At 69.2% G+C, this 12,644-nt stretch carries 13 protein-coding genes; 7 read left to right on the top strand and 6 right to left on the bottom strand.

What is annotated here, in order from left to right; all coding sequences use genetic code 11:
- Positions 1-152: 152 nt before the first annotated feature.
- Positions 153-497: a hypothetical protein gene (locus DB32_RS02340; RefSeq protein ID WP_157068627.1), complete on the top strand. Its 345-nt coding sequence runs from the start codon at positions 153-155 to the stop codon at positions 495-497.
- Between the two features lie 61 nt (positions 498-558).
- Here the strand turns inward: DB32_RS02340 and DB32_RS02335 are convergent, their stop codons facing one another.
- The 3 genes from DB32_RS02335 to DB32_RS02325 are packed head-to-tail and all read right to left on the bottom strand — an operon-like array spanning position 559 to position 2,382.
- The gene (locus tag DB32_RS02335; protein ID WP_083457096.1) at positions 559-1,161 is read right to left on the bottom strand and encodes an ExbD/TolR family protein; all 603 of its coding nucleotides are present in this window, start codon (positions 1,159-1,161) and stop codon (positions 559-561) included.
- Between the two features lie 5 nt (positions 1,162-1,166).
- Complete coding sequence (locus tag DB32_RS02330; RefSeq protein WP_053230782.1) at positions 1,167-1,724, bottom strand: ExbD/TolR family protein; 558 nt, start codon at positions 1,722-1,724, stop codon at positions 1,167-1,169.
- Positions 1,725-1,758: 34 nt separating this feature from the next.
- Positions 1,759-2,382: a MotA/TolQ/ExbB proton channel family protein gene (locus DB32_RS02325; RefSeq protein ID WP_083457095.1), complete on the bottom strand. Its 624-nt coding sequence runs from the start codon at positions 2,380-2,382 to the stop codon at positions 1,759-1,761.
- A gap of 555 nt (positions 2,383-2,937) precedes the next feature.
- Here DB32_RS02325 and DB32_RS02320 point away from each other — a divergent pair.
- The 6 genes from DB32_RS02320 to DB32_RS02295 all read left to right on the top strand — a co-directional run bounded on the left by DB32_RS02320 (position 2,938) and on the right by DB32_RS02295 (position 8,783).
- Complete coding sequence (locus DB32_RS02320; RefSeq protein WP_053230780.1) at positions 2,938-3,591, top strand: MotA/TolQ/ExbB proton channel family protein; 654 nt, start codon at positions 2,938-2,940, stop codon at positions 3,589-3,591.
- 190 nt (positions 3,592-3,781) lie between these two features.
- Positions 3,782-4,258 (top strand): ExbD/TolR family protein, encoded by a 477-nt coding sequence (locus DB32_RS02315; RefSeq protein WP_053230779.1) that lies wholly within the window; start codon positions 3,782-3,784, stop codon positions 4,256-4,258.
- Positions 4,259-4,282: 24 nt separating this feature from the next.
- The gene (locus tag DB32_RS02310; protein WP_053230778.1) at positions 4,283-4,822 is read left to right on the top strand and encodes an ExbD/TolR family protein; all 540 of its coding nucleotides are present in this window, start codon (positions 4,283-4,285) and stop codon (positions 4,820-4,822) included.
- 96 nt (positions 4,823-4,918) lie between these two features.
- Entirely contained in the window at positions 4,919-6,154 is a 1,236-nt protein-coding gene (locus DB32_RS47895; RefSeq protein WP_053230777.1) for a hypothetical protein, read from the top strand.
- Positions 6,088-7,170: an alanine racemase gene (gene alr, locus DB32_RS02300; protein ID WP_169791304.1), complete on the top strand. Its 1,083-nt coding sequence runs from the start codon at positions 6,088-6,090 to the stop codon at positions 7,168-7,170. Before DB32_RS47895 ends, alr begins: the two co-directional genes overlap by 67 nt.
- A 20-nt stretch (positions 7,171-7,190) precedes the next feature.
- A complete protein-coding gene (locus tag DB32_RS02295) occupies positions 7,191-8,783 on the top strand; it encodes an FAD-binding oxidoreductase (RefSeq protein ID WP_053230776.1) in 1,593 nt (530 codons plus the stop codon).
- Between the two features lie 451 nt (positions 8,784-9,234).
- Here DB32_RS02295 and DB32_RS02290 read toward each other — a convergent pair whose 3' ends face one another.
- The 3 genes from DB32_RS02290 to DB32_RS02280 form a co-directional block, all read right to left on the bottom strand.
- Positions 9,235-10,335: a serine/threonine-protein kinase gene (locus DB32_RS02290; RefSeq protein ID WP_053230775.1), complete on the bottom strand. Its 1,101-nt coding sequence runs from the start codon at positions 10,333-10,335 to the stop codon at positions 9,235-9,237.
- 112 nt (positions 10,336-10,447) lie between these two features.
- The gene (dctP, locus tag DB32_RS02285; RefSeq protein ID WP_169791303.1) at positions 10,448-11,395 is read right to left on the bottom strand and encodes a TRAP transporter substrate-binding protein DctP; all 948 of its coding nucleotides are present in this window, start codon (positions 11,393-11,395) and stop codon (positions 10,448-10,450) included.
- A gap of 274 nt (positions 11,396-11,669) precedes the next feature.
- The gene (locus tag DB32_RS02280; protein WP_157068626.1) at positions 11,670-12,593 is read right to left on the bottom strand and encodes a TRAP transporter TatT component family protein; all 924 of its coding nucleotides are present in this window, start codon (positions 12,591-12,593) and stop codon (positions 11,670-11,672) included.
- Between the last annotated feature and the right edge of the window lie 51 nt (positions 12,594-12,644).

Raw genomic sequence — 12,644 nt, 5'->3', positions numbered from 1 at the left:
GGCGCGCCGTCGTGGTCGACGCGCCCATGCGCCCATACGCAGGATGGTTCGTCGCGCTCGCCGCCTCGGCGTGCGCGAGCGTGCCGCCGCCGACGCCCGCGTCTCCCGCTGCGCGCCAGTGCTCGGTCGCCCCGGCCGCACCGGGTGGCGTCTTGTCCGCCGCGCTCGTCCGCACGCTGCACGACGAGAGCGCGCCCGTGATCGCACACGCCGTCTGCGCCTGCGCCGACGAGCTCGGCGTCGCGTCCTTGCCGAGCGCCGTGCGCACCAGCGCGATCCTCGTCCCTGCGCGCGGCGCGATCGTCGACGTGCGCCCCCTCGCGGATGCGGCGGGCGTGATCGTCGACACCGAAGGGACGCTCGACGCCTGCATCGCACGACGCGCCGCGAGCGCGCGCCTGCCTGCTCACGTGATCGGCTCGGACGTGCAGCCCGACCCCGATCCGACCGACGAGCGCGTCGTGATGAGCGTCTTCGTGCACGTCGACGCACGCTGAAACGCAGAAGGCCGGTGCGATCGCTCGCACCGGCCTCCGCTTCGCTCACTCGCTCGATCGCTCAGTGCCCGCCGCCGCCACCGCCCTGCGACTCCTCGAGGGCGACGAAGTGCATGTGCGCGAACTCGGCCTGACCGATCGTGTAGATGATCTCGCTCAGCGTCCGGAACGGCGTCCGGCGATCCGCGATGATCTGCACCTCGCCCGTGAACGGACGGCGCGGGTTGCGCTGCGCGATCAGCTTCAGGCGATCGCGGTGCTGCTGCATCTCGTTGAGCAGCGGGGTGATCAGGAAGCCGTTCGCGCCGCCCTGCTTCTGGCTCGGATCGACCGTGCCGTTGCGGAGCTGCACCACCGGACGACCGTCGACGATCACCTCGGTGCGCGAGATCTGGATCGCGAGCGCTTCCGTGAGCTGCTCGGTCGACGTCGTCCACGGCAGCTGGAGCTCGTCGCTCTGCGAGATGTTCGCGGTCTCGTTCGCGACCTGCATGATCATGAACACCAGGATGATGGTCATGATGTCCATCATCGGATAGATGTTCAGGCTCTGCTCTTCGTGCGGCGGGACCTTGCGCAGCTTGCGCCGCACGAGGCCCTTCACCTGGGCCATCGTGGCCTTCTCGCCGTGCCCGCCGCTGGGCGTGTTCGATTCGGAGGCCATTCAGATCACCTGACGCCCGCGGAGAGCATCACGTTCGGGAACAGCGGGTCCGTGCCCTGCGCGCGCACCGCATCCATCGCCTGGATGATGTGCTCGTACTCGATGCTCGGATCCGCGCTGAGGATCACCTGGTTCTCGTCGGGGAACTGCGAGTGCACCCGCGCGACGCACTCCGTGAGCGCGCGCCAGTTGTACGTCCCGTCTCCGCCGCGCGGCACGGTGATCACGCGGCCCGACTGCATCTGCGTGCATCCCGGCGCGAGCTTGCCGCCCGAGCCCGAGACGATGATGCCGTTCTCCGCGATCGTGACGCTGAGGTTCAGCGTGCTGCCCTGCTCGGTCGAGCTCGATGCGCGACGACCGCGCGAGAGCGACGGCAGGTGCGCGTCGAGCTCGGCGACGATCATCACCTGCGCCGACGTCGCGAGCAGGAAGAGGATCAGGTTCACGACGATGTCGAGGAACGGAACGATGTTGAGCTCGCCCGCGACCTCGCTGGGATCGGGCTCGTCGTGCTTCGTCCGCTTGCGGACGTAAGCCTGCTGGCGCGGCGTCAGCTCCATGCGCTTTCCTCAGTGGAGGAGCGAGCGGCGCGCCTCAGCGGCCCTTCTGCATCAGCAGGTTCTCGAGCTTCATCGTCGAGAGCTCCATGTCCTGCTTGATCTTCTTCGCCTGGCTGTGGAGGAAGAGGTGGAACGTCATGCAGATGACGGCGATGCCGAGGCCGAGCGCCGTGTTCCACATGGCCTCGGAGATACCGGCCGCGAGGAGCGCCGCGCGCTGCGCCGGAGCCGCCGAGCCGAGCGCGCCGAACGCGCGGATGAGGCCCGAGATGGTTCCGAGCAGACCGACGAGCGTCGCGATGTTCGCGAGCGTCCACAGCGCGCCGATGCGCTTCTCGAGCTCGGGGTGGAGCTCGGCCCAGCGCTCTTCCATCGACGCGATGACCGCTTCGTCACCGCGGTTCACCTGCGTGAGGCCCGCCTTCACGACCTGCAGCAGCGGCAGCGGCGCCGCCTCGCAGAGCTTGATCGCGCGATCGATGTTCCCGGCCTGCACCAGCTTCCGGATCTGCGCCATGAACTCGCGCGAGTTCACGCGGTACTTCGTCAGGATGTAGACGAAGCGCTCCGCGATGATCGCCAGCACGATGGCGAGGACGGCGACGTTGATGAACGAGAACGGCGCGCCATCACGGAGGGCATGCCAGATAGCTTCCATCTTGCGGGGCTCCTTGAGCTTCCTTGCGCTGTTCTTCCTAGTCGTCAGGCAGCGCGGCTAGCGCTCGCTGTTCGCCACTTCCCAGATGAGCGCGCAGCGAGGTGCGTGGTCGGAGAGGATCGATCGCGCGACTCTACGAACGCCGCGCGAAGCTACTGTAGCTGGGCTCGGATTGTCAACGCATCGGCCCGTCGCGCGCAAGGGCTCGCGAACGCGTCCAGGCCGATCGGATGGCGGGCGATCGCACGGCGTGCCTGGGTGGCCGCGCCGTGTGCGCGCCGTCATCGCGGACACCTCGACGGCGATCGATCTTCGACGGAACCGAATCGTGCAAATCGACCTCTAAGGACCGACTCGCACGCGTGTCGAACCCCCCCACAAACGCCCAGGAAAGCGGATCGAGATCACTCTTGACCTCAATACCCGGGCCTGTATCATCGCTCGCCGTTCCCGTAGGAAGCTGCGCTTTTCGCTTCGAAACATTGCTTACCGAGCGTGCTCGCGAAGTCGAGACCGCAGCATCCACGAGAAGCCCCCAGGAGGAAGAAAGGCACCATGGCAACGCTGGCGCACCACTTCGAAGAGGGCGGTTGGGGCATGTACCCCATCCTCTTCTGGCAGATCATCGCGATCGGCATCATCATCGAGCGCTCGATCTACCTGTACCGCAGCTCGATCAACCGCGACGTCTTCCTGGCCACGATGCAGAAGTGCATCCTCGCCGGCGACATCGGACGCGCGATCAAGCTCTGCTCGGCTGCGAACGCGCCGCTCGCCCGCATCGTCAAGGCGGGTCTCATGAAGGTCAATCGCCCCGACTCGGAAGTGCAGGCGGCGATGGACGAGGCCGCGCTCCGTGAGCTCCCGAAGATCGAGCAGCGCACGGGCTACCTCGCGCTCCTCGCGAACCTCGCGATGCTCTCGGGCCTTCTCGGCACCGTCACCGGTCTGATCGCCGCCTTCGGCGCGGTCGCGAACGCCGACGCCGCGAGCCGCGCGACGATGCTCGCCCGCGGTATCTCGGAGGCCATGAACTGCACGGCCTTCGGTCTCCTCGCCGCGATCATCGCGCTGATCGGCTTCGCCGTGCTCAACGGCAAGACGCAGTCGCTGCTCGACGACATCAACGGCGCGACCGTCCAGGTGATGAACCTGGTCGTGAACAACCGCTCCAAGATCAACCTCCAGGGCCTCCAGCAGGCGGCCTGATCTCGAGCACGGGGCCTCTCGGGAACGCACGCGGAAGGGCCGCTCCACTCGCTCGTTCGCGGACTGAACGCCGCGAAGTCTCACGCGAGGTAGCGGCCCTTCTTCGTTCTCCGATTCGAGGTCTCGACTCGCACGCTCGAGATCGTTCGTAGTAGTTGGCTCACCCCAGAACCGAAGCGCGGAGACCAAGATGGGTGGCATTAGCGTCGGCGGTGGTCACGGCGGGAAGAAGAGCGTCGATTCCGAGATCCCGCTCGTCCCGTTCATCGATCTGCTCCTCTGCTGCGTCATGTTCCTGCTCGTCACGGCGGTGTGGAACCGCCTGGCGCGCCTCGACGCGAACCAGCAGGTCCCCGGTCAGGCCGCGCAGCCCGACCAGCCTCCTCCCGAGGAGACGATCCGCCTCTACCTGCAGGTGACGCAGGCGGGCTTCACCATCGCGTCGACCGCGGGTGAGCGCATCGAGATCCCGAAGGCCAGCGGCGAGTACGACCTCGAGACGCTCCGCACGCGTCTCACCGAGCGTCGCACCGCGGAGCCGAACCGTCGCGACCTGATCGTCGCCCCCGAGGACGGCGTTCTCTACGAGGACGTCATCGCGGCGATGGATCTCGCGGTCGGTCAGGGCTTCGAGGACGTGTCCCTTTCGGATGGAGCGGCGCTCTGAGCGAGCGCTGAAGAGGAACGAGTCATGCCGATTCACAAGCCCGACCGAGTCCTGCTCCACCACGTCCCGCTCAAGTTCGTCCGCAGCAAGGTGGCGGGCGGCGGGCGCAAGTCGATGGACTCGCAGATCCCGCTGGTCCCCTTCATCGACTTCCTCATCACGCTGGTCGTCTTCCTGCTCTCGTCGTTCAGCGCGAGCGGTGAGCTGCTCTCGCAGCGCCCGAACCTCGTGATGCCGAACGCGACCAACGCGATCGACCTCGAGCTCGCGCCGATCGTCGCGATCGACGCGCGCGTCGTGACGCTCGACGGCCGCCGCATGGCGGACACGCCGACGCTCGCGGCGAACGCGGGCCTCGAGCGCATCGAGCAGCTCGTCTCGGACCTCGAGACGCTGCGCCGCAACTGGTCGATCCTCCACGCCCGCGAGCCCTTCCCGGGCACCGTGATCGTGCAGGCGGACCGCTCGATCGACTTCCGCGTGATCAAGAAGGTGATGTTCTCGGCGGCCCAGGCCGGCTACACGAACATCAGCTTCGCCGTGAACCAGACCGGCGGGGACTGACCGAGTAGGCAGTCACTCCGACGGAACTCGACGGGCCCCGCGCACACTAGTGCTCGGGGCCCGCGCTGTTTTCTGGGCTATAGAGGGCGCACTCGAATGAGCGACGAGAAGGATCCCAACGAGCCCGCGCTGAAGCCGGCGCGGCCCGAGCCCGACGAGCTGCTCGGGCGTCCCTCGTACATGCCGCGGATCCCGTGGAAGTGGATCGTGATCTTCGGCGGGATGGCGGCGCTCGCGGTGGGCGCCTATCAGGTGCGCGAGCGGCAGCGCGCCGACGCGATGCGCACGCAGGTGCTCGACACGTACGACGAGCACCTGAGCTCGCTCTCGGAGCGCTACGTCGGGTTCCGCCAGCAGCTCGAGCAGTGGACGATGGAAGCGGCGCAGGCGGGCGAGCCCGAGCGCTGGGTCGATCCGCGTCTGCGCATCTCGGGGCTGCACTCGGGGGACGGCGTCTATCTGCGCCTCACCGCGGAGCAGGCGTCGAGCCGCGAGGGCATCGCGCAGGCCGCGATGGCGATGGAGCAGGACGCGCTGACGCGCTGCCTGGGCATCGCTCCGGCATCGGCGCGCGGGCTCTACGAGACGGGCTCGTTCCTGTCGCCGGAGTGGCGCGACGAGGCGCGCGCGACGAGCGACTACATGCGCCTCCGCGTGATGGACGAGCAGCTCGCGCGCAACATCGAGGTCGACGTGCCGGTGGTCGCGAGCCTGCTCGGTGCGCAGTACTTCCTGCTCGTCGTGCAGCAGGGCGACAACCGCCGCGACGAGCCGGTGGACGTGTTCCTCTGGGACCTCCGCGAGCAGCGTCAGCTGCTGCGCGCGCGGGTACACGCGCGAGGCATCCTCCTGCCGGTGCGACTGCGGTTCGACGGAGTCGCGCCCGCGCCGCCCACCGACGGTCACCCGCAGATGCGCAGCGGCGGCGCGCACGACTGCTCGATCGCGGCGCAGATCAAGGCGCTCACCGGCGAAGCACCGCTGACGGTGGAGAGCGGCGACGTGCTCCAGCGCCGCATGGAAGAGCAGCAGGCAGAACGCACCGCCCCGGAAGGCACCGCGCCCACGGAAGGCACCGCGCCCCGGAAGGCACCGCGCCCCCGGCAGAAGGCACCGCGCCCCCGGCAGAAGGCACTCCGCCCACCGAAGACGCGCCTGCCGAGCCCGCAGCGGGAAGCGCGCCCGCGCCCTGAGCCGTCCTCCACGACGTGCGCCTCCACGAGCCCACCATCGCGAGCAGCGAGCTGCGCCCCACCCACCTCGAGGTGGATCTCGCGCAGCTCGTCGCGAACTACCGCGCGATCCAGGCCCACGTCGGCGCCTCGCGCGTGATGCCGATCCTCAAGGCGAACGCGTACGGCCACGGGCTCGTCGAGGTCGCGCGCACGCTCGAGTCGATCGGCGCGCCGATGATCGGCGTCGCGTACCTCGAGGAGGGCATCCGCCTCCGCGAAGAGGGCGTGCGCATGCCGGTGCTCGTGCTCGGCGGGATCGTCGGCGAGCAGATCCCGCTCTTCCTCGAGCACGACCTCACGCTCTGCGCGTCGTCGATCGACAAGCTGCGCGCGATCGAGTCGTGCGCCGAGTCGAAGAAGGTGCGCGCGAAGGTGCACCTGAAGATCGACACCGGCATGGAGCGCATCGGCGTGCACTGGTACAGCGCCGAGGGCCTGCTCGAGGCCTCGCTCGCGTGCCGTCACGTCGACGTCGAGGGCGTGTTCACGCACTTCGCGAACGCCGACGAGGGCGACCTCGCGCACGCGCGCCTCCAGCTCGAGCGCTTCCACGAGGTGCTGCGCTTCTACGAGCGTCGCTCGATCGCGCCGCCGCTGCGCCATGCTGCGAGCTCGGGCGCGATCCTCGCGCTGCCCGAGAGCCACTTCGACATGGTGCGGCCCGGGATCCTCTTCTACGGCGCGCGCCCTTCGCCTCACGTGCCCGACCTCGTGCCGGTGCGTGGCGCGCTGCGCTGGGTCACGCGCGTCGTCTACTTCAAGGTCGTGAAGCCCGGGCACTCGGTGAGCTACGGCTCGACGTGGACGCCCTCGGAGATGACGCGCGTCGTGACGCTCCCGGTGGGCTACGGCGACGGCTATCCGCGCGCGCTCTCGAACCGCGCCGAGGTGATCCTGCGCGGCGCGCGACATCCGGTGGTCGGGCGCGTGTGCATGGACCAGCTGATGGTCAGCGTCGGCTGGGGCAGCGCGTACAACGGCGACGAGGTCGTGCTGCTCGGTCGCGACGGCGATCACGAGATCACCGTGGAAGATCTCGCGGCGTGGGCGGGCACGATCCCCCACGAGATCCTGGTCGGCATCAACACCCGCGTGCCTCGCGTGTACCGCTGATCGAGTAGCCTCTTCGCGCGATGCGAAGACGCTCTCACTGGGCCTGGGGCTGGGCGGATCGATTCCCCGATCGCGATGCGCGGCGCGCGATCGGCGAGCAGGTGCGCGCGATCACGTCGTTCGACGTGAAGGACGTGACCGAGCCGGTCGCGCTCGATGCGATCACGATGCCGGCACCGCGCATCGACGCGCCTCCATCGCTCGCGGCGATCACCTCGATCGATCACGAGGATCGTGCGCTGCACACGCGCGGTCGCTCCTACCGCGACGTGGTGCGCGGCTTCTACGGCGACTTCGCGAGCGCGCCCGATCTCGTGATGCGCCCGCGCGACGAGCGCGAGGTCGACGCGATCCTCGACTGGGCGTCGAGCGCGCGCGTCGCGGTGGTCCCGTTCGGCGGCGGCACCAGCGTGGTCGGCGGCGTCGAGATGGACGAGCGGCGCGAGACGTACGCGGGCGTGGTGTCGCTCGACCTCGGTGCGATGACGCGCGTGCTCGAGGTGGACGCGACGTCGCGCGCCGCGCGCATCCAAGCGGGCGCGACGGGCCCGCAGCTCGAGGCGCAGCTCGCGCAGCACGGCATGTCGATGCGCTGTTATCCGCAGTCGTTCGAGCACTCGACGCTCGGCGGGTGGATCGCGACGCGCGCCGGCGGGCACTTCGCGACGGTCTACACGCACGTCGACGATCTCGTGGAGTCGATGCGCGTCGTGACGCCGCGCGGTCTGATCGAGACGCGCCGACTGCCCGCGTCGGGCGCGGGGCCGAGCCCCGATCGTCTGATGCTCGGGAGCGAAGGCATCTTCGGCGTGATCACCGACGCGTGGGTGCGCGTGCAGGTGCGCCCGACCTTCCGCGCGAGCGCGAGCGTGAAGTTCACGAGCTACGAGCGCGCGGTCGACGCCACGCGCGCGATCGCGCAGTCGGGGCTCTTCCCGTCGAACTGTCGCCTGCTCGATCAGCGCGAAGCGATGATGAACGGCGTCGCGATGGGCGCGTCGGTGCTCGTGCTCGGGTTCGAGAGCGCGGATCATCCGCTCGAAGCGTGGATGGAGCGCGCGCTCTCGATCGCGCGCGAGCACGGCGGTGAGTCGGAGGGCGCGACCTACCGCTCGGGCGCGGGCAGCGCCGACGACGCGGCGGGGCGATGGCGTCAGGCGTTCCTCGATGCGCCGTACCTCCAGAGCTCGCTCGTGAGCCTCGGGATGATCGCGGACACGTTCGAGACGGCGTGCACGTGGGATCGCTTCGCGACGCTGCACGCAGCGGTGGTGCGCGCGGTGCGCGACGCGAGCGCGCGCGTATGCGGCGCGAAGGCGCTCGTGAGCTGCCGCTTCACCCACGTCTATCCGGATGGCCCGGCGCCGTACTACACGTTCGTCGCGCCGGCGACGCGCGGCCGCGAGCTCGAGCAGTGGACCGAGATCAAGCGCGCGGCGAGCGACGCGCTGATGGCCCACGGCGCGACGATCACGCACCACCACGCGGTCGGTCGGCTCCATCGCCCGTGGTACGAGCAGGAGCGCCCGAGCCTCTTCGAGCACGTGCTGCGCGCGACCAAGCGCGAGCTCGACCCGGCCGGCATCCTCAACCCGGGTGTGCTGCTCGCCTGAACGGCCTCTCAGGAGCTTCGGAGAGAAGAGGTTCCGCTAAGGAGAGCAGGAGGGACAGGAGGGGGAGACCCACCTGTCTCCCCTCCTGCCTTCCTAACTTCCTGCTTTCCTTAGAAATTCCGAATGCCGCTCTCCTCGGATTCCTGGCTTCCCGAGAGCTCTCGGATCGTGACCAAGCGCATGAGGTCACCAGTCAGAATTCTGGCGACGGTGACCATGCGTATGAGGTCACGAGTCACAACTCTCGCGCTCGACCACTTCGCCCAGTGGTCGAACGTCAGAATTTATCGATCCGTGACCATGCGTATGAGGTCACGAGCCACAATTTATCGATCCGTGACCATGCGTATGACGTCACGAGCCACAATTTATCGATCCGACCACTGACCTCGGTGGAGGACGGTCAGACCTCCGCGATCGCGCGGATGTGGATGCGCCGCGGGGTCACTCGTCAGCGCAGCGCGAAGAACGCCGCGACGAGCACCAGCAGAACCAGCACGCCGACGCCCGCCGCGATGCCCAGGATCGCCAGCGACTTGGTCGGCGACGCGTCGGCCTCGTGCGCGTGATCCATCGCGGGCGCGTGCATCGCCGGCGGCGGCGCGATCGGCTGAGGCGGGACGTGGGTCAGCCCGCTGATCCACGCCGCGGGCGTCGGGAGCGCCTCGAGCGCGGCGAGCATCTCGGGCGCGTTCGCGAAGCGGTCGCTCGGCTTCTTCGCGAGCGCGCGCTGCACGATCTGCTCGAGCGCCGGCAGCACCGTGAGCCCCTCGCGCTTCGTCGAGAGCGGCGGCACCGGCTCGAGCAGGTGCGCCTTGAGCATCTCGTGCTGGCTCTCGACCTCGAACGGCCACGAGCCCGTCAGCATCTCGAACAGCATGATGCCGAACGAGTAGACGTCGCTGCGCGCGTCGACCGGCGTGCCCGTCGCTTGCTCGGGCGACATGTACGCGGGGCTTCCGAACACCGCGCCCTGCATCGTGAGCTTCTTCGCGGGGCCCCACTTCTTGTCGTCGGTGAACTTCACCAGACCGAAGTCGAGCAGCTTCGCGACCCAGTGCTGACCGTCCCACGTGACGAAGACGTTCTCGGTCTTCAGGTCGCGATGCAGCACGCCCGCCTTGTGCGCGTGCGCGAGGCCGCGGAGCACTTGTTTGCCGAGCTCGAGCCCGGTCTGGGGATCGGGCGTGTGCTCGACGACCATCTCCTCGAGCGTGCGGCCCTGCAGCAGCTCCATCACGAGGTACGGCGTGCTGCGCTGCGCATCGACGCCCGGCGGCGCCCAGACACCGTAGTCGCGCACCTCGAGGATGTTCGGGTGCTTGAGCTCGAAGAGCGCCTCGGCTTCGCGGCGGAAGCGCTCGCGCGTCTCGTCGTCGGCGATCTCGTCCTGGAGGATCTTCACCGCGCACAGCGCGCCGCGCGCGTCGGTCGCGCGGTACACGGTGCCCATCGCGCCGGCGCCGAGCTTCGCGTCGAGGCGATACTTCCCCGCGACGATCTGACCGACCATCGGATCGGGCTTGGAGGCGCTGGGCGCGGTCGCGTTCATCGACGACTCGCAGGGTACACGAGATGCCTCCGTGTGTGTTCGGTGCCGACCGACACTGGAGCCGTCGTCGAAGCCGATCACACGACCACGACCACGACGATGACGTCGGTTGCTAACGCGCTGCTGCGATCGCGCGGTCGAGCAGCTCGCGCGTGTAGACGCGACCGACGAGGCGTTCGCGCGTCTGCTGCGCGACCTGTCGCCACTCCGCTTCGTACTGCGACGCGTCGACGATGGTCATGCCGGGGCGCGTCGAGAGCGTCTGGTAGTAGCGATCGTCGTCGCGACGCACCGTGCGCTGCAGCGTCTCGTGCGCTTGGCGTCCGGTCTCGCGCAGCGCGGTCTGGAGATCGGCGGGCAGCGACTCGACCTTCTCCTTCGAGAAGAGCGTCGCGCCGAGCAGCACCGCGTTCGACTGCTGCATCACGTGGTTGAGGCGCGTGTGCCACTGCAGCGCGCTCGCCGCGGTCGCCGACGCGACGACGGTGTCGATGCGGCCCTGCTCGAGCGCGCCCATCACCTGTCCGATGGGCAGCGGCACGCCGCCGGTCGCGCCGATCACGCGCAGCAGCTCGGGGAACACCGGATCGTTCTCGAGGACCCACGGGCGCGCCTCGCGGAAGTCCGCGGGGCGACGGATCGGGCGCGTCGAGAAGATGCGGCCCTGCCCGTAGTCGCTCCAGCCCATGAGCGTCGCGCCGTTCTGCTCGAAGAGGCCGCGCAGCTCGGCGTCCATGCGCGTGCGCGCGCGATCGAGGTGCTCGTACGTCTCGAACACGCCGGGCGCCTGCAGCACGAGCACGGGGCGCGCGATCTGTCCGATCCCGATCGCGGTGAAGCTCGCTCCGTCGATCTCTCGCGCGCGCATGCGGCGCACGAGATCGAGCTCGTCGCCGGCGCCCGCGGGCATCACGTTGATCGTGAGGCGCCCGTTGGTCTGCGTGCGCAGCGTGTTGCCCCACGCGGTGAACACGCGGTGCCACGCCGAGCCGCGCGGCGCGAGCGTCGCGATGCGCAGCGTGACCGGGGCTTCCTGCGCGGATGCGAGGCGAGCTGCCACGCTCGGAGCGAGCAGACCCGTCGCGAGAGCGGGCAACGCGGCGAGGAACGATCGTCGGTCCATGCGTCTCCGGGAAGAGGTTGCAGGATGCGTGTCGGACGACCCGCGGGCCCCGAGGATTCATCGGCACCGAGAACGCTTCAAGCACGAATCGGGTGCGCAGAACGCTACGCGCTCGGCGCGCGCGGAACGACCGAGCACGGGTGACGAGCACGAGGACGTGGACGGAGCTCGCGGTGCGTCGACCGCCGCGATGCCCACCGGCCAGAGGGTGTCAGAACAGCTCGTCGACGCGCTGCAGGAGGCGGATCGCGCGGCGGCGCGCGAGGCGGTTCGCGAGGCGCACGTCGGCGCGCGGATCGCCGCCGTCGATGATCTCGCGGAGCAGCGCGATGAAGAGCGCGCGATCGCCGGTGGTCACCGCGTAGGTCCGCGCGAACTGCAGCTGGATCTGGAAGAACGAGCGGTTGGTGCCCGCGAGCGCGCGCTCGAAGAGGATGCGGCCCTGCGCGGGATCGCCGCCCAGCGACTCGGGCACCGACGACGCGAGCGCGCCGAGGAACATGAGCCCGCCGTGCTCGAAGTAGCTCGGGTCGAGCTCGACCGCGCGCTCGACCATCGCGCGCACCTTCGGGAGATCGAGCACGAGCTCGGGATCGTCGGTCGCGACCGAGATCGCCGAGCCCCACGCGTAGCCGGTCCACAGCAGGAACGGGACGTCCTCCGCGGTGCGGTAGCGCGACTCGAGGTAGCGCACGAACGCGTCGTGATCGCCGCTGACCGCCGCGTCGAACCCGGCGTCGCGCAGGCGGATGTGGTGCATGCCGATGTTGCGCGCGCGCAGGTACATGAGGCGCGCGCGTCGCATCGTCTCTTCCTGCGCGTCGAGATCACCGCGCGCCTCGGCCTCTTCGGCCTCGGGCTCGAGCCATCCGTACGCGTACGAGACGTAGGCGCGCAGCAGCTCGAGGCCGACGCGATCGTCCTCGGGCAGCGTCGCGTACAGCCCCTCGAGCTGCAGGATGCTGCCCGGCATCGCGTCGCCGACGAGCACGGGATCCCAGTGCTCCTGGATCGCCGCGGCACCGCGCGTGATGAGCCCGATGCTCTGGCTCGCAGTGAAGCGACCGGTGTCGCAGCCCGGGAAGATCGCGAGCGCGACGGAGACGAACAACGCGAAGAGCTCTCGAGCCCGCACGGCTCGCAGCCTTACGGGAATGGGGCGACTCGTGTCAAATCATTGTGACGT

This window comes from Sandaracinus amylolyticus (genome assembly GCF_000737325.1).
In the GTDB taxonomy this organism is placed as follows: Bacteria; Myxococcota_A; Polyangia; order Polyangiales; family Sandaracinaceae; genus Sandaracinus; species Sandaracinus amylolyticus.
This window is presented reverse-complemented; position numbering and strand designations above follow the sequence as displayed.

Excerpts from the sequence above, each read along its gene's own strand:
- DB32_RS02335 (WP_083457096.1), bottom strand. The coding sequence starts at position 1,161 with ATGGCCTCCGAATCGAACACGCCCAGCGGCGGGCACGGCGAGAAGGCC.
- DB32_RS02330 (WP_053230782.1), bottom strand. The coding sequence starts at position 1,724 with ATGGAGCTGACGCCGCGCCAGCAGGCTTACGTCCGCAAGCGGACGAAG.
- DB32_RS02325 (WP_083457095.1), bottom strand. The coding sequence starts at position 2,382 with ATGGAAGCTATCTGGCATGCCCTCCGTGATGGCGCGCCGTTCTCGTTC.
- DB32_RS02320 (WP_053230780.1), top strand. The coding sequence starts at position 2,938 with ATGGCAACGCTGGCGCACCACTTCGAAGAGGGCGGTTGGGGCATGTAC.
- DB32_RS02315 (WP_053230779.1), top strand. The coding sequence starts at position 3,782 with ATGGGTGGCATTAGCGTCGGCGGTGGTCACGGCGGGAAGAAGAGCGTC.
- DB32_RS02310 (WP_053230778.1), top strand. The coding sequence starts at position 4,283 with ATGCCGATTCACAAGCCCGACCGAGTCCTGCTCCACCACGTCCCGCTC.
- DB32_RS47895 (WP_053230777.1), top strand. The coding sequence starts at position 4,919 with ATGAGCGACGAGAAGGATCCCAACGAGCCCGCGCTGAAGCCGGCGCGG.
- DB32_RS02295 (WP_053230776.1), top strand. The coding sequence starts at position 7,191 with ATGCGAAGACGCTCTCACTGGGCCTGGGGCTGGGCGGATCGATTCCCC.
- DB32_RS02290 (WP_053230775.1), bottom strand. The coding sequence starts at position 10,335 with ATGAACGCGACCGCGCCCAGCGCCTCCAAGCCCGATCCGATGGTCGGT.